At 70.9% G+C, this 14,883-nt stretch carries 11 protein-coding genes and 1 pseudogene; 6 read left to right on the forward strand and 6 right to left on the reverse strand.

Features of this window, described 5'->3' with window-relative positions; all coding sequences use genetic code 11:
* Window positions 1-10: 10 nt before the first annotated feature.
* A complete protein-coding gene (locus K3769_RS21760) occupies window positions 11-910 on the forward strand; it encodes an RNA polymerase sigma factor SigF (RefSeq protein ID WP_107020512.1) in 900 nt (299 codons plus the stop codon).
* Window positions 911-1,040: 130 nt separating this feature from the next.
* Window positions 1,041-1,769, forward strand: coding sequence for a hypothetical protein (locus tag K3769_RS21765; protein WP_267028051.1), 729 nt, complete (start codon window positions 1,041-1,043; stop codon window positions 1,767-1,769).
* A 72-nt stretch (window positions 1,770-1,841) separates the two neighbouring features.
* Here K3769_RS21765 and K3769_RS21770 read toward each other — a convergent pair whose 3' ends face one another.
* A complete protein-coding gene (locus tag K3769_RS21770) occupies window positions 1,842-2,039 on the reverse strand; it encodes a hypothetical protein (protein ID WP_189776335.1) in 198 nt (65 codons plus the stop codon).
* Between the two features lie 325 nt (window positions 2,040-2,364).
* Here K3769_RS21770 and K3769_RS21775 point away from each other — a divergent pair, with 325 nt between their 5' ends.
* From K3769_RS21775 to K3769_RS21790, 4 genes are all read left to right on the forward strand, one after another.
* A complete protein-coding gene (locus tag K3769_RS21775; protein ID WP_267028052.1) occupies window positions 2,365-2,916 on the forward strand; it encodes a MarR family winged helix-turn-helix transcriptional regulator in 552 nt (183 codons plus the stop codon).
* Between the two features lie 95 nt (window positions 2,917-3,011).
* On the forward strand, window positions 3,012-5,585 hold the full coding sequence (locus K3769_RS21780; protein WP_493660839.1) for an MFS transporter: 2,574 nt from the start codon (window positions 3,012-3,014) through the stop codon (window positions 5,583-5,585).
* A 107-nt stretch (window positions 5,586-5,692) separates the two neighbouring features.
* Complete coding sequence (locus K3769_RS21785) at window positions 5,693-6,517, forward strand: YceI family protein (RefSeq protein ID WP_267028054.1); 825 nt, start codon at window positions 5,693-5,695, stop codon at window positions 6,515-6,517.
* Window positions 6,518-6,639: 122 nt separating this feature from the next.
* Entirely contained in the window at window positions 6,640-7,101 is a 462-nt protein-coding gene (locus tag K3769_RS21790) for a PPOX class F420-dependent oxidoreductase (RefSeq protein ID WP_267028055.1), read from the forward strand.
* A 367-nt stretch (window positions 7,102-7,468) separates the two neighbouring features.
* Here the strand turns inward: K3769_RS21790 and K3769_RS21795 are convergent.
* The 5 genes and pseudogenes from K3769_RS21795 to K3769_RS21815 all read right to left on the reverse strand — a co-directional run bounded on the left by K3769_RS21795 (window position 7,469) and on the right by K3769_RS21815 (window position 14,673).
* A pseudogene (locus K3769_RS21795) lies at window positions 7,469-8,259 on the reverse strand (TetR/AcrR family transcriptional regulator).
* A 234-nt stretch (window positions 8,260-8,493) separates the two neighbouring features.
* Window positions 8,494-10,731, reverse strand: a complete 2,238-nt coding sequence (locus tag K3769_RS21800) for an ArnT family glycosyltransferase (RefSeq protein WP_267028056.1) — start codon at window positions 10,729-10,731, stop codon at window positions 8,494-8,496.
* A complete protein-coding gene (locus K3769_RS21805; protein WP_267028057.1) occupies window positions 10,728-12,203 on the reverse strand; it encodes a bifunctional glycosyltransferase family 2/GtrA family protein in 1,476 nt (491 codons plus the stop codon). The genes K3769_RS21800 and K3769_RS21805 overlap by 4 nt, the downstream gene beginning before the upstream one ends.
* A 14-nt stretch (window positions 12,204-12,217) precedes the next feature.
* Window positions 12,218-13,786, reverse strand: a complete 1,569-nt coding sequence (locus K3769_RS21810; protein WP_267031487.1) for a sensor histidine kinase — start codon at window positions 13,784-13,786, stop codon at window positions 12,218-12,220.
* A gap of 146 nt (window positions 13,787-13,932) precedes the next feature.
* Window positions 13,933-14,673 (reverse strand): response regulator transcription factor, encoded by a 741-nt coding sequence (locus K3769_RS21815; RefSeq protein WP_210881354.1) that lies wholly within the window; start codon window positions 14,671-14,673, stop codon window positions 13,933-13,935.
* Between the last annotated feature and the right edge of the window lie 210 nt (window positions 14,674-14,883).

Below are 14,883 nucleotides of genomic sequence, written 5' to 3' on the forward strand. Positions count from 1 at the left end.
AGGGGGTGGCATGTCCGCAGACCAGGGCAGCTCGAAGGTGCTCACGCTCACGAAGAGCGAATCCGCGCCAGACGTGCTTCACAGTGTCGTTGTCGAGGTTCCGGCCATCCCGGCCGCGGAAGCCCCGGCCTTCCCCCCGACCCCGGAAGTGATCGACACCCGCACTCTGTCCCGCTCCCTGTTCCTGCGGCTCGCCGCACTCGACGAGAACAGCCCCGAGCGCGGCTACGTGCGGGACACCCTCATCGAACTCAACCTCCCACTGGTGCGGTACGCCGCCGCCCGGTTCCGGTCGCGCAACGAACCGATGGAGGACATCGTCCAGGTCGGCACGATCGGCCTGATCAAGGCGATCGACCGCTTCGACTGCGAACGGGGCGTGGAGTTCCCGACGTTCGCGATGCCGACGGTCGTGGGTGAGATCAAGCGCTTCTTCCGGGACACCTCGTGGTCGGTGCGCGTCCCGCGCCGGCTCCAGGAGCTGCGGCTCGCGCTGACCAAGGCCAGCGACGAGCTCTCCCAGAAGCTGGACCGCTCGCCGACCGTCGCCGAACTCGCCGTCGTACTGGGCGTGTCGGAGGAGGACGTGGTCGACGGCCTGGCGGTGGGCAACGCCTACACGGCGTCGTCCCTCGACTCCCCGGCTCCCGAGGACGACGGCGGCGAGGGCTCCCTCGCGGACCGCCTCGGCTATGAGGACACGGCACTGGAGGGCGTCGAGTACCGCGAGTCCCTGAAGCCGCTCCTCGCCAAACTCCCGCCCCGCGAGCGGCAGATCATCATGCTCCGCTTCTTCGCCAACATGACGCAGTCGCAGATCGGCGAGGAGGTCGGCATCTCGCAGATGCACGTCTCCCGGCTGCTCACGCGGACGTTGTCCCAGCTGCGGGAAGGTCTCATCTCCGACTGAGCCATCGCCCGGAACCTCACGAGGGGTTCAGAATTGACGGGTCGTCAGCCACACTGGCGCGATGCGTCGACAGGTGGGACAGCGGTCGATACGTGGTCGCCGAGGGGCCCTTGGGGGTGCCTCGGCGGCTGTGTTCTGTCTGGGGGCGGTGACGCTGGTCGCCTGCGGCATCGGGGGCGATGGCGGCGACAGTGACGGGTACGTCGCCGTGCAGCGGCCCTCGTCGTCGGCGAGTGCCGTCGCGCCCACGGGGGACGTGGAGTTGGTGCCGCTGGAGGGTGCGTCCGCGGGCAAGGGGAGTGCGGGGCAACCGGGTTCGGCGGCAGAGCCGAGTTCGGCGGCCTCGGCGCCCGGCGGTACCGGGTCGGGGGAGCGGGGCGCGGGCTCTTCGGCGTCCGGTTCGTCGGCGGTCGGTTCACCTGCGGACGGCCCGTCCGCTTCCGGTTCGTCCGGGGCAGCCGCGCACGACAGCGGTCGTACGAGTCCGCCCTCGTCCGGGGGCGACAGTACGGGCGCTACGGGCGGCGCGGGTGGCGCGGACGTGCCCGCCGGCCCCGCCGTGCTGGTCGTCGGCGAGCCCGAGCGGGAGCCCGCCGACCAGCGGTGGTGCGAGAAGGTCACCGCCGGGTTCCGCAACACCGGGGGCAGCGCGGTGCGTTCGGGGACGGTGACCTTCGGGACGCACGTCATCGGCGCACTCGGCATCGACTGGGCGACCGTCGAGTCGACCGAACGGCTGCCCGTACCCATCGCTCCGGGCAGCCGGACGGAGAAGACCTGGACGGTGTGCGTCGACGCCTGGCGCGTACCTCTGGGCATGCATGTCGAGACGCGGGACGTTTCCGTCCGGTGGGAATGACACGCCCCTCCGACGACGGAAGTGACGTGTCCGCCCTGTGGGAGCGGGGCGCCGGGCGGCGCCCCCACGCGCTTACTTGAGTGCGAGCCAGGCGACCACGGCGACGATCGCGACGGCCACGATCACACCGACGATCAGGCCGACCCGGGGACCCCGGGTGGTGGCCGCCTGCTGCTGCTGGCGGCTCTGCGGGTCGTCGACGAACGCTCGGAACATCTGGGTGCTACCCGCGGGGTCGTAGTTGCCCTCGGGGCCCTGGGTGTTTGCCATGCGCGTGACCCTATCGGGTGCGTTCTGTGGCCCCAAGTTTTGGGGCCGTCTTCTGTTGTGGGCACCGCCCCAGGGGCTCCGCCCCCGGACCCCCGTATCGGCCTTGGGGCCTCGTCCTCAAACGCCGGACAGGCTGAGGGGGGAACGCCGCTCAGGCGTCGAGCAAGCCGGGGGCAACCCTGGAAACCCCCTCACCTGCGAGTTTACGTTCGCCAATACTTGCCTTTGCCAAGCTTTTAGCCCGCGGAGCCCCATTTCGTTTGCCTGCAGCAACCAACCGTATTTATGGTTGCCTCAAGCAACAAAAGAACATGAGGGAGGTGCGATGGCCGCTCGACGGCAGTACGAGGAGCTGGCCCAGCAGCTGAGCGCCATCGGCGCCGTGAAGCGGGGGCTGGGCCGGATCCTCCCGCACGAGTGCCCGGCGGGTTCCGCCGCGGTGCTCACGCTGCTCGACCGGCACGGCGAGATGCGGATGAGCCGTCTCGCCGAGCTGATGGCCATCGACATGTCGGTGACCAGCCGGCACGTGGCGCACGTCGCCGAGCACGGCTGGATCGACCGGGCCCTCGACCCGGCCGACAAGCGCTCCCGCATCCTGCGGCTCACCCCCGCCGGACGCGACATGCTCGCCGACCTCTCCGAGCGCTATATGAACGCGCTCGCCCACTACCTGGCGGACTGGTCCGACGACGAGGTCGACCAGCTCAACACCCTGCTCGGACGACTGCGCGCCAGCTTCGGCGACTGCCGGGCCGTGACGTCCGTACCGGCCGGTCCGGGCGCTGTGACCACACCGGACGCACCGGACGCACCGGACGCATCCGCCGTGCCCGCCGCGGCGACCCCCGAGCGGACCACCCGTACACCCGTATGACGCGACACAAGAAAAGGAAGCCCATGGCAACGACCACACCAGCCGGTGTGCGGGGCTCACACGCCAAGCACGGAGGTGCCCCCGACGGCGCTCCGATGACGCACCGGCAGATCATGGAAGCCCTGTCCGGGCTGCTGCTGGGCATGTTCGTCGCGATCCTGTCGTCGACGATCGTCTCCAACGCACTGCCCGAGATCATCGGCGACCTGGGCGGCGGCCAGTCCGCCTACACCTGGGTCGTCACCGCCGCCCTGCTGTCCATGACCGCGACCACTCCCCTGTGGGGCAAGCTCGCGGACCTCTACAGCAAGAAGGCGCTCGTCCAGATAGCCCTCGTCGTCTACGTCCTGGGATCGGCCGCCGCCGGCCTGTCGCAGAACGCGGGCATGCTGATCGCCTGCCGCGTGGTGCAGGGCATCGGCGTGGGCGGTCTGTCCGCCCTCGCACAGATCGTCATGGCCGCGATGATCTCCCCGCGTGAGCGCGGCCGGTACTCCGGTTACCTCGGCGCCACGTTCGCGGTCGCGACCGTCGGCGGCCCGCTGCTCGGCGGTGTCATCACCGACACCAGCTGGCTCGGCTGGCGCTGGTGCTTCTACGTCGGTGTCCCCTTCGCGGTCATCGCGCTGATCGTCCTCCAGAAGACCCTGCACCTGCCCGTCGTGAAGCGGGACGTGAAGGTCGACTGGTCCGGCGCGTTCTTCATCTCCGCCGCGGTCTCGCTGCTGCTCCTGTGGGTCACCTTCGCGGGCGACAAGTACGACTGGGTGTCGTGGCAGACGTACGCGATGGTCGGCGGCTCGATCGCGCTCGGACTGATCTTCGTGCTCATCGAGTCGAGGGCCAAGGAACCGATCATCCCGCTGCGGCTCTTCCGCAACCGGACCATCGCGCTCTCCTCCCTCGCCTCGCTCTTCGTCGGTGTCGCGATGTTCTCCGGCACCGTCTTCTTCAGCCAGTACTTCCAGCTGGCCCGGGACGAGTCGCCCACCATGTCCGGTGTGCTGACGATCCCGATGATCGGCGGTCTGTTCGTCTCCTCCACCGTCTCCGGCCAGATCATCACCAAGACCGGAAAGTGGAAGGCGTGGCTGGTCGGCGGCGGTGTGCTGATCACGGCGGGCCTCGGTCTGCTGGGCACCATCCGCTACGACACGGACTACTGGAAGACCGCCGTCTTCATGGCGCTGCTGGGTCTCGGCATCGGCATGATGATGCAGAACCTGGTGCTCTCCACCCAGAACCAGGTGGCGCCCCAGGACCTCGGCGCGGCCAGCTCCACGGTGACCTTCTTCCGTTCCCTCGGTGGCGCGATGGGCGTCTCGGCGCTCGGCGCGGTGATGGCCAACCGCATCACCGACTACGTCAAGGACGGCCTCACCGGCATCGACCCCAAGTACGCCGCCGCGGCGAGCCACTCCACCGGCAGCATCCCCGACATGGACTCCCTGCCCGCGCCGCTGCGCACGGTCATGGAGAGTGCGTACGGGCACGGCATCGCGGACGTCTTCCTGATCGCCGCCGCCCTGGCCCTGCTGGCCTTCCTCATCACGCTGTTCATCAAGGAGGTCCCGCTGCGTACCTCGGGCGGGCTGGCACAGGCCGCCGAGGCGCAGGCGCAGGCGGACGGCACGGTCGCTGTCACCGAGGCCGCGCCGGCGGCGGGCTCCCCGGCCGACGCCTTCCCGGCAAAGACCGAGGAGCGCGTACCGAGCTGGGCCGTCACGGACACCGGCTCAGGCTCAGGCTCAGGCGTCGGCTCAGGCTCAGGCACGGGTGAAAGTGCAGGTGAGGGCCTTGGAGCGGAGCCCGCGGGCACCCAGCGGCTCGCCGCCGTCGCCACCCTGGCGGCCGGTACCGACGCCGCCGCGAGTGCCGATTCCGGTTCGGATTCGGGTTCCGGTTCGCGCGGGGTTCCCGTCCACGGGTTCGTGCGCGGCGCCGAGAGCGCGCCCGTGCCCCGGGCCGCGGTCACGCTGATCTCCCTCGCGGGCCGTCAGCTCGGGCGCTCGGTCGCCCAGGCCGACGGTGCCTACGCGGTGGACGCGCCCGGCACGGGTTCGTACGTGCTGATCGCCTCCGCGGACGGTTTCCAGCCGCAGGCCTCGACGGTCGTCGTGAACGGTGAGCCGCTCGCGTACGACATCCTGCTGAGCGGCACGAGCGGGCTCGCCGGTGCGGTGAAGTCCGCCGGGAGCGGACAGCCGATCGTGGGCGCGATGGTCATCGTGACCGATGTGCGCGGTGACGTGCTGGCCACCGGGACCACCGGTGAGCAGGGCGAGTTCACCTTCGCCGAGCTGGTGCCCGGCGCCGTGACCGTCGCGGTGAACGCCGCCGGACACCGGCCCCGCGCCCTGCCCGTCGAGGTCGGCGGCACCGGTGTCACCCGGGTCGAGGTCGAACTCACCGCCGGAGCGCGGCTCCAGGGCGTGGTGCACGCACCCGCGGGACCCCTGGGCGACGCCCGGGTCACGCTCGTCGACGCGGCGGGCAACGTGGTCGGCACCGCCACCACCGGGACGGACGGGGCGTACGCCTTCGCCGACCTGGACAGCGGCGAGTACACCGTCATCGCGACCGGCTACCCGCCTGTGGCCACGGCCCTGACCGTGAGCGGCGGCGGCGTGGACGGCCACGACATCCGGCTCGCCCACCCCGGCGAGTAGTCGCAGGACCACCCGCGAAAACAGCAGTTGAAGACCCCGGCCCGTGGGGCGCGTCCCTGGCGGAGGCGCGCTCCGCGGGCCGGATCCACGAGATGAGGTTGTGAGCAATGGGACTGACCGCGCGGATCCGTACGCGGGACGGCTGGGCCGTGTCGCACGCGGTCGTCACCGTGACCGACATGACGGGCGCCCAGGTGGTGCGTGCTGAGGCCGACGAGGAAGGCGCCGTGCGGGACGCGGTCGTGCTCGTGCCCGGCGCATACACGGTGATCGTCACGGCCGTCGGGTACGCGCCCGTCGCGTCGAGCGCCATCGTCACAGCGAGCGGCCGGGCCGAGATCGGCACCGTGACCCTCGCCCGGCAGGGCGGCACCGAGCTGCCGCCGCCCGGCCCCTGGACGGTGGACCCGGCCCACTCCTCCGTGGGCGCCGTCGCCCAGCACCTGGGGATCTCCAGCGTGCACGGCCGGTTCACGCGGTTCGCCGGGTCGATCGAGATCGCCCCGGACGAGGTCGCCAAGTCCCGGGTGGAGGCGGTGATCCGGGCCGACTCGATCGACACGGGCAACGCGATGCGCGACGGCCATCTGAAGTCGCCGGACTTCCTGGACGTGGAGCGCCACCCGGAGATCAGGTTCGTCTCGACGGGCCTGACCCCGGCCACCGGGAGCGACCGCTGGACGGTCCACGGCGACCTCACCCTGCACGGGGTCGTACGCCCGGTCGACCTGGACCTCGCTTATCTGGGCACCGGCGCCGACCCGTGGGGCGGCACCCGGGCGGCCTTCCGCGCCACCACGGAACTGCGCCGCGAGGACTTCGCGATGAACTACAACCAGGTCGTGCAGGCGGGCATCGCGGCGATCGGCACGACGCTGAAGGTGGAGCTGGACATCCAGGCGGTGCAGGGCGAGACGCTCCCGCAGGTATAGGCGGCGGGCATGGGCGGCGACACAGGTGGCGGCATACGTGGCGGCATAGGTGGCGACACAGCCACGGACGTAGGTCCAGCAGGGTCAGCCTGGGTGGGCCGTCGTACCCCTAGGCTGCCCCCATGGCACCGAACATCGCTACGAACACCTCCGTATCGTCGGCCGAACTGCTCGATTTCGTACGTCCTCGGCATCGCGCCATCCTGCTGACCCGCCGGGCCGACGGGAGCCCGCAGGGGTCGCCCCTGACCTGCGGGGTCGACGACTCGGGCCGCATCGTCGTCTCCACCTACCCGGAGCGCGCCAAGACCCGCAACGCCAAGCGGGACGAGCGGGTCAGCCTGATCGTCCTGAGCGACGACTGGAACGGCCCCTGGGTCCAGATCGACGGCACGGCCGAGGTGATCGACTCCCCCGACTCGGTGGAACCCCTGGTGGAGTACTTCCGCAACATCTCGGGCGAACACCCGGACTGGGACGAGTACCGGCAGGCCATGCTCAAGCAGGGCAAGTCGATCATCCGCATCACCCCGGAGAGGTGGGGCCCGGTGGCAACAGGCGGCTTCCCGCCCCACCTGGCCTAGGGTCTGTCTGACAATTCCCGTCGTCGCCCGTAGGGCGGCTGCGCGGCGTCAGGTGCGTGCTCTCTCGGTGTGCCGGGCATGGAGCCTCGTACTGGACGACTGGCTCTGCGCCGGTGCGGCGAAGTGCGACGCTGCAGTCGCGCGGCAGGCGGGAAGTATCAGACAGACCTATACCGCCCACCAGAGGCGCAGGGAACAGCGCAGTCTTTGCCGTTGGGGGCGCGGGGAACGGGGAACGGGCGCAATCTTTCGTTTTGCCTTCAGGGGCGCGAGGGAACGGCGCAGTCTTTCGCTTTTTTGCCTTCAGGGGCGCGGGGAACAGTGCAGTCTTTTCGTCTTTGCCGGCGGCGCCGCGAGGGGGGCGCGGTCAACCCCCCCCCCCCCCCCTCACCCCGCGGAGCACAACCGTCTCGATCCCCGCGATCACCAGATCCAACGCGAACCCGAAGTCCCGCTCGTACATCTCCTCCACCGTGCTCCCCCCACGCGCCCGCATCAGCTCCTTGGACTCCTCCAGAACGTCACCGAGTCCAGGAGCCGCCCGCACCGCGCTCAGCGCCTGCTGGAAGAGGCGTCAGGACTCATCCCCGCCTCCGCGGCCCGCGCCGTGAAGTGCCCCTCGATCGTGCCGAAGCCGTAGACGAACTGGAAGACGGCCGAGATGGCCCCCGCCAGCCGGTGCGTGGGCAGTCCCGTCCGGCGGACCACCCGCCGCACGGTCCGCGAGAAGGCGACCGACCTGGGCCCGATGTTGAGGAACGTCCCCGCGAGCGGCGAAGCCCAGGGATGCCGTACGAGAAGTGCCCGGTACCCGGAGGCGATCGCCCGGAGCTGGTCCCTCCAGTCCTCGTCCGCCGCCGGATCGGGCAGTTCCAGTTCCCCGTAGATCGCGTCGAGGGCGAGCTCAAGAAGGTCGTCCTTCGTGTCCACGTACCAGTAGACGGACATCGCGGTCACATTCAGCTCGGCGGCCAGGCGTCGCATGGAGAACCTGGCCAGCCCGTCCGCGTCGAGCAGCCGTACCGTCGCCTCGGTGATCCGGTCCCGGTCGAGCGCCGCCGGCCGGCCGCCCCGTGCGCCACCACCCCGGGGGGCCTTTCCCTCCAACCACACGCTGGTCCGGGCCGGGCGCCCGGCCCGGTCGACTGCCCTCACCATGGCGCACCCTCCTCGGCACTCCCGCACCGGGACGCCTCGGAACACCGAGTTCCGTCCCGGCCCTCATGACGAACGGCCCTCACCTCACCACCGCCGCCACCGCGGAGTCTGCCCCCTGGTCCCGCCTCAGCAACGCGGCGGCCAGCAGTCCGCCATGGCAAGGGGGCGGTGGCCGGGGCACTCTCACCCCGGTCACCGCCCCCTGCGGGCGAACCGTCGATCGCGGGCGAACCGTCAGCCGTTCGCGGCCTGCGTCAGGTCGTAGAAGGTGGACGAACCCACCGTCACCTTCTTGAAGTTGGCCTCCACCCACGCGCTGATCTTGGACGCGGTACCGGAGTCGCCGCTGCCGCCACCGCCGCCCATGGAGCCGGACGAGATGAAGTAGTGGATCTTCCCGTCCGCCACGTACTTCTTGAACTGCGCCAGGGTCGGCGAGGGGTCGCTGCCGTTGAAGCCGCCGATCGCCATCACCGGGTCGCCGGTGGAGAGCTGGTAACTCGCGGCGTTCTGCGCGCCGACGGCCGCCGCCGCCCAGGTGTAGTCCCCGGAGTTCTTCTCCAGGAGCGCCTTGGCCTCGGAGCTGACGCTCGCGCCGTTGAGCAGACCGCCCATGCCGCCGCCTCCGCCGCCCATGCCGCCACCGGGCTGGGTCCGGCCGTTCTGCTGACCCTGTTGGCCTTGCTGGCCCTGTTGACCTTGCTGGCCCTGCTGGCCGTTGCCGCCGCCCGGTATACCGCCGGTCGGAGGCTGGCCCATGCCGCCGCCCTGCTGGTTCCGACCGGTGCCGCCCTGCCCGTTGCCGCCCGGCATACCGCCACCGCCGCCACCGGGACCGCCGCCCATGCCGCCGCCCGGACCACCGCGACCGCCGGAGACCGAGGGCCCCGCCGTGACGATCGAGCCGCTGTGCCCCTCGTTCAGCGTGGTCAGCGTGTACGCCGTCGGGCCGGCGAGGGCCGCGACGAAGCCGAGCCCGACCACCGCGAGGGACAGCCCGCGGCCCAGCCGCGCGATGAAGATCAGACCGAGTGCCGCGACCAGACCGCCGACCAGGACCAGCCACTTCAGCCAGGGCAGGTAGTCGGAGGAACGGTTCAGGAGGACGTACCCCCAGACCGCGGTGGCCGTACTGCCGGCCGCCATGGTGAGCGAGATCCACAGTCGGCCGCGCTCTTCCCAGAGCACGCTCACGCCCATGCCGACCACGGCGGCGACGTACGGGGCGAGGGCCACGGTGTAGTAGTCGTGGAAGATGCCCTGCATGAAGCTGAAGATGACCATGGTGATCAGCAGTGAACCGCCCCAGGCGAGGAAGGCGGCCCGGGCCGTGTCGGTCCGCTTCGCCTTCCAGGTCAGGGCGATGCCCGCGGCGAGCACGATCAGCGCGGCCGGGATCAGCCAGGAGATCTGACCGCCGATGGACGAGCCGAACATCCGGTCCCAGCCGGTCTCCCCCCAGCTGCCGCCTCCGCCGCCGCCCCCTCCGCCGCCTCCGACACTGCCGGTCTCCTCGCCGTTGAGGCGGCCGAGTCCGTTGTAGCCGAAGGTGAGTTCGAGGAAGGAGTTGTTCTGCGAGCCGCCGACGTACGGGCGGGAGGACGCGGGCCACAGCTCGACCAGCGCCACCCACCAGCCGCCCGCGACGATCATCGACAGGCCGGCGAGGAGCACCTGCCCGATGCGCCTGCGCAGGGTCGTCGGCGCGAAGACCACGTAGACGATCGCGAGGGGCGGCAGGATCAGGAAGGCCTGGAGAGTCTTCACCAGGAAGGCGAGACCGACGGCGGCGCCCGCCCACACCAGCCACTTCGTCCCGGCCTTCTCCATGGCGCGCAGCACGCAGTAGACCGTGACGGCCATCAGGAGCGCGAGTGCCGCGTCCGGGTTGTTGAAGCGGAACATCAGCGCGGCGACGGGCGTGAGCGCGAACACCGCCATGGTGAGGAAGCCCGCCGCGGGGGTGAACCGGCGGCGCACGGCCCCGTACAGCACTCCGGCCGTGGCGACGGCCATGAGGACCTGCGGGAAGAGGATCGCGAAGGAGTTCAGGCCGAACAGCCGCACCGACAGGGCCATCGGCCACAGGGAGGCCGGAGGCTTGTCGACGGTGATGGCGTTGGCCGAGTCGAGCGAGCCGAAGAAGAAGGCCTTCCAGGACTGGCTGCCGGCCTGCGCCGCCGCCGAGTAGAAGGAGTTGGCGTACCCGGAGGCCGTGAGGTTCCAGGTGTAGAGCGCGCCGATCAGCAGCAGCGCGCCGAGGAACGCGGGGCGCACCCAGCGGTTGTCCTCGGGCCGCCCGCGCCACAGGCGGCGTACGAAGGGCTGCCGGGGACTGCCGTCCTCGGGGGTGGCGGGTGGGGCGGTCGGCTCCGCCGGAGCGACCGGTTCCTGTACGGCTGTCGAGGCGGGTGGTCGCCGGCCGGGATCGGCGGCCCCCGTGTCCGGATACTCGTGCTGAGTCGTCGTCATCGCGCGTCCCTCGGATCATGGTCGTTCGGGTGCACCGGCTGCATCTGCATCGTCGAGTCCCCCCAGGTCTGGTGGTCGTGCGGAACGTCGGCCGTGCCGTAGAGGGACTGCGTGCCGTACGGGGACTGCGGCGTCGTCGCGTAGACGGGGGACGCGGGTCCGGCCGGTACGGTCGGCGGCACGTTCGGCATGGCGGGTGTGTGCGCGGCGACGACCGTCGACGGTGACGCGTCGTGCCGGTCCGGGAACACCCAGGCCCGGAAGAGCAGGAACCGCAGGACGGTCGCCGCGAGATTGGCGACGATCAGCACCGCGAGTTCGGTGGCGTGCGCCGGCTCGGTCGTCGCCGCGTTCAGGGCGGCGAGCGAGCCGCTGGTGAGGGCGAGTCCGATACCGAAGACGACCAGGCCCTGCGCCTGGTGGCGAACCGCGCCGCACTTGCCGCGTACGCCGAAGGTCAGGCGCCGGTTGGCCGCCGTGTTGGCGACCGCCGAGACGAGCAGGGCGAGCGCGTTGGCGGTCTGCGAACCCGAGAACGTACGGAAGCCGCTGTAGAGCACCAGGTAGAACAGCGTGGACAGGACGCCCACGACCGCGAACCCGATGAGCTGGCGGGCCAGGCCCTTGGGCACACCGCTGATCTCACGGTCGCGCGGGTCGTCACCGAACGGCCGGGCGAGGCGGTCGAGCGTCAGTGAGCCGGTGGCGAGGGCGCGTCCCACGCGCCACACGCCCTTGAGGTCGTCGGTCGCGGTCTTCACGATGTGCACGGTCGAGTCCGGGTCGTCGACCCAGTCGACCGGTACCTCGTGGATGCGCAGTCCGGCCCGTTCGGCGAGGACCAGCATCTCGGTGTCGAAGAACCAGCCGGTGTCCTCGACGAGCGGGAGCAGCACCTGCGCGACATCGCGCCGGATCGCCTTGAAGCCGCACTGCGCGTCGGAGAACCGGGCCTGCAGCGACCCCCGCAGGATCAGGTTGTACGTACGGGAGATGAACTCCCGTTTCACTCCCCGCACCACCCGCGAACTGCGGGCGAGCCGCGAGCCGATCGCCAGGTCGGAGTGACCGGAGATCAGCGGGGCGACCAGCGGAAGGAGCGCGTTCAGGTCGGTGGAGAGGTCGACGTCCATGTAGGCGAGGACCGGGGCGTCCGAGTCGGACCAGACGGTCCGCAGCGCCCGGCCGCGGCCCTTCTGCTCCAGCCGGTACGACCTGACCTCGGGGAGCTCCGCCGCCAGCCGCGCCGCCACCAGGGGAGTGGTGTCCGTGGACGCGTTGTCCGCGACGGTGATGCGGAAGGCGTACGGGAAGGTGCGGGAGAGGTGCTCGTGGAGTCTGAGCACACACGGCTGGAGGTCCTTCTCCTCGTTGTAGACGGGGATCACTACGTCCAGGACAGGCGTACCGGCGTGTCCGGCCGGGAGGTGCTCCCGCGCCGGCAGGGTGCCGGGAGAAGGTTCGGTTCGCATGACGACGACTGTCGTCAAGCGCCCTGTCGCACCCATGTGGTCGTGCTGTGCTGTGCCTGTGAGTACGGTTGCGCGGAGGTTTCCGAGGTGAACGCCTCATGAAAAAGGGGCGTTTGAGGGGCCGGCGCGGGCAGATGCACGGTAAAGACCGTGTGCCCGGGGACGCTGTCGACGGTCACCGCTCCGCCGTGCGCGGCGGCGACGGCCTGCACGATGGCGAGCCCGAGCCCGGTGGACCCGGAGGCACGCGAGCGCGAGGAGTCACCCCGCGCGAACCGTTCGAAGACGTGCGGCAGCAGGTCCGGCGAGATGCCCTGTCCGTCGTCCTGGACGTCCACGCACACCCAGGCGCCCTGGCGGCGCACCCGGGCGGTCACGGTCGTGCCCGGTGGTGTGTGGGTACGCGCGTTCGCGAACAGGTTCACCATGACCTGCTGGACGCGGGCCGCGTCGGCCAGTACCACCGCGGGTTCGTCGGGCAGTTCGAGCCGCCAGTTGTGCTCGCGGCCGACCGCACGGGCGTCGCTCACGGCGTCCACGACCAGCGGGGAGAGGTCGGCGTGCTGGTAGCTGAGCGGCCGTCCCGCGTCCAGGCGCGCGAGCAGCAGCAGGTCCTCGACGAGGCCCGTCATCCGCCCGGCCTCGGACTCGATCCGGCCCAGCGCGTGGCGTGTGTCGGGTCCGGTCTCCTCGCGTCCGCGTCTGGTCAGCTCGGCGTACCCGCGAATGGACGCGAGCGGGGTACGCAGCTCATGGCTGGCGTCCGCCACGAACTGCCGTACGCGCGTCTCGCTCTCCTGGCGCGCGTGCAGGGCGCCGTGGACGTGGTCGAGCATGCGGTTGAGCGCGGCCCCGACCTGCCCGACCTCGGTGTGCGGGTCGGTCTCGGACTCGGGGACCCGTTCGTCGAGGGTCACCTCGCCGGTGTGCAGCGGCAGTTCGGAGACGCGGGTGGCGGTGGAGGCGACCTTGCGGAGGGGGCGCAGGGCGACGGTCACGATGGTCGCCCCGGCGAAGGAGGCGGCGATGAGACCGGCGACGGTGACGCTGACCTCGACGAGGATCAGGGTGTTGAGCGTGTTGGTGACGCCCTCGGTGGGCACGCCGACGTAGAACGAGCCGTTGTCGCCGGTCTGGAACTGGACGTGGTACTCGCCGAGGCCCGGCAGGGTCACCGTGTGCGGCCGGCCGTCCTGCGGCACGCTCGCGAGGGCGGACGTCTGCGCGGTGGTGAGCGACTCGGCGTTGAGGTCAGGTATCCCGTCGTCGCTCTTGGTCTTCTTGCCGACCCGGGCCTCGGTGATGCTGCCGCCCGTGACCTCCGCGGCGACCGTGCCGCTCGGCTGCGGCCCCTGCCTGACGAACTCCGACAGTGACCTCTGCTGCAGCTTGCCCTTGCCAGCGAGGTCGGGCCCGCCGCCCTCGATCCGCGAGGGGCCGGCCGCCCTCATGGTGGCGTCGCGCAGCGTCTCGTCGAGCTGTTCGTACAGGTGGGAGCGGAGTGCGATCGTGGTCACCGTGCCGATCACCGCGCACACCACCGCGATCAGCGCCACCGCCGAGACGACGAGCCGCGTCCGCAGGGTCCGAGGCTGCCGGCGCCGCCGCGTGGGCGGGGTCCCGGACGGCCGGCGCCGCTGCGTACGCGAGGTCCCGGACGGCCGGCGCCGCTGCGTACGCGAGGTCCCGGACGGCCGGTGCCGCCGCGTACGCGGCTGTCGCCGACCGCTCACGACGTCGCGGGCTTGATCAGATAACCGGCGCCGCGCCGGGTGTGGATCATCGGCTCACGGCCGGCGTCGATCTTGCGGCGCAGATACGAGATGTAGAGCTCGACGACGTTGGCCTGGCCGCCGAAGTCGTACGACCACACGCGGTCGAGTATCTGCGCCTTGCTGAGCACCCGCCGCGGATTGCGCATCAGGAACCGCAGCAGCTCGAACTCGGTCGCGGTGAGGTGGATGCCGTCACCGGCACGCGACACCTCGTGGCTGTCCTCGTCCAGGGTGAGGTCACCGACGACGAGCACCGAGTCGGAGCGGCGGTCGGCGGCGCCGGAACGGCGGATGAGGCCGCGCAGCCGCGCCACGACCTCCTCCAGGCTGAAGGGCTTGGTGACGTAGTCGTCGCCGCCGGCCGTCAGCCCCGCGATCCTGTCCTCGACCGCGTCCTTCGCCGTCAGGAAGAGAACGGGCACGTCGGGCAGCTCCCGGCGCAGCCGGCCGAGGACGGCGAGGCCGTCCATGTCGGGCAGCATCATGTCGAGAACGACGGCGTCGGGCCGGAACTCACGGGCGGTCTGCACCGCCCCGGTGCCGTCCGCCGCACTGCGGATCTGCCAGCCTTCGTAGCGAAGGGCCATGGACAGCAGCTCGGTGATCGACAGCTCGTCGTCCACGACGAGCACGCGAACGGGGCTCCCGTCCGGCCTCAGCAGTTCGGTGCGCCCCTGGGGCGAGGTCGTGGTCATAGCCAACACATTGGTGGCCGGCCCTGAGAGCACCCTTTCGGGAACCTGTGAATGCCCTGAGAAACACACAGCTGCTTCTCAGGGGAGGGTGGGGAGGGCTTGAGGCCGCTTGAGGCCGCTTGAGGCCGCTTGAGAACGGTCTGCGACTGTCGCGGTCGCTTGCGGCTGCTCGCGGTTTTTACGACTGCTTGCCCGGGTGCGCGGCGGTAG

Source organism: Streptomyces ortus (genome assembly GCF_026341275.1).
GTDB lineage: Bacteria > Actinomycetota > Actinomycetes > Streptomycetales > Streptomycetaceae > Streptomyces > Streptomyces ortus.

Coding starts and splice junctions, on each gene's coding strand:
- K3769_RS21775 (WP_267028052.1), top strand. CDS start 2,365: ATGGCCGCTCGACGGCAGTACGAGGAGCTGGCCCAGCAGCTGAGCGCC.
- K3769_RS21760 (WP_107020512.1), top strand. CDS start 11: ATGTCCGCAGACCAGGGCAGCTCGAAGGTGCTCACGCTCACGAAGAGC.
- K3769_RS21770 (WP_189776335.1), bottom strand. CDS start 2,039: ATGGCAAACACCCAGGGCCCCGAGGGCAACTACGACCCCGCGGGTAGC.
- K3769_RS21785 (WP_267028054.1), top strand. CDS start 5,693: ATGGGACTGACCGCGCGGATCCGTACGCGGGACGGCTGGGCCGTGTCG.
- K3769_RS21805 (WP_267028057.1), bottom strand. CDS start 12,203: ATGCGAACCGAACCTTCTCCCGGCACCCTGCCGGCGCGGGAGCACCTC.
- K3769_RS21815 (WP_210881354.1), bottom strand. CDS start 14,673: ATGACCACGACCTCGCCCCAGGGGCGCACCGAACTGCTGAGGCCGGAC.
- K3769_RS21790 (WP_267028055.1), top strand. CDS start 6,640: ATGGCACCGAACATCGCTACGAACACCTCCGTATCGTCGGCCGAACTG.
- K3769_RS21800 (WP_267028056.1), bottom strand. CDS start 10,731: ATGACGACGACTCAGCACGAGTATCCGGACACGGGGGCCGCCGATCCC.
- K3769_RS21780 (WP_493660839.1), top strand. CDS start 3,012: ATGACGCACCGGCAGATCATGGAAGCCCTGTCCGGGCTGCTGCTGGGC.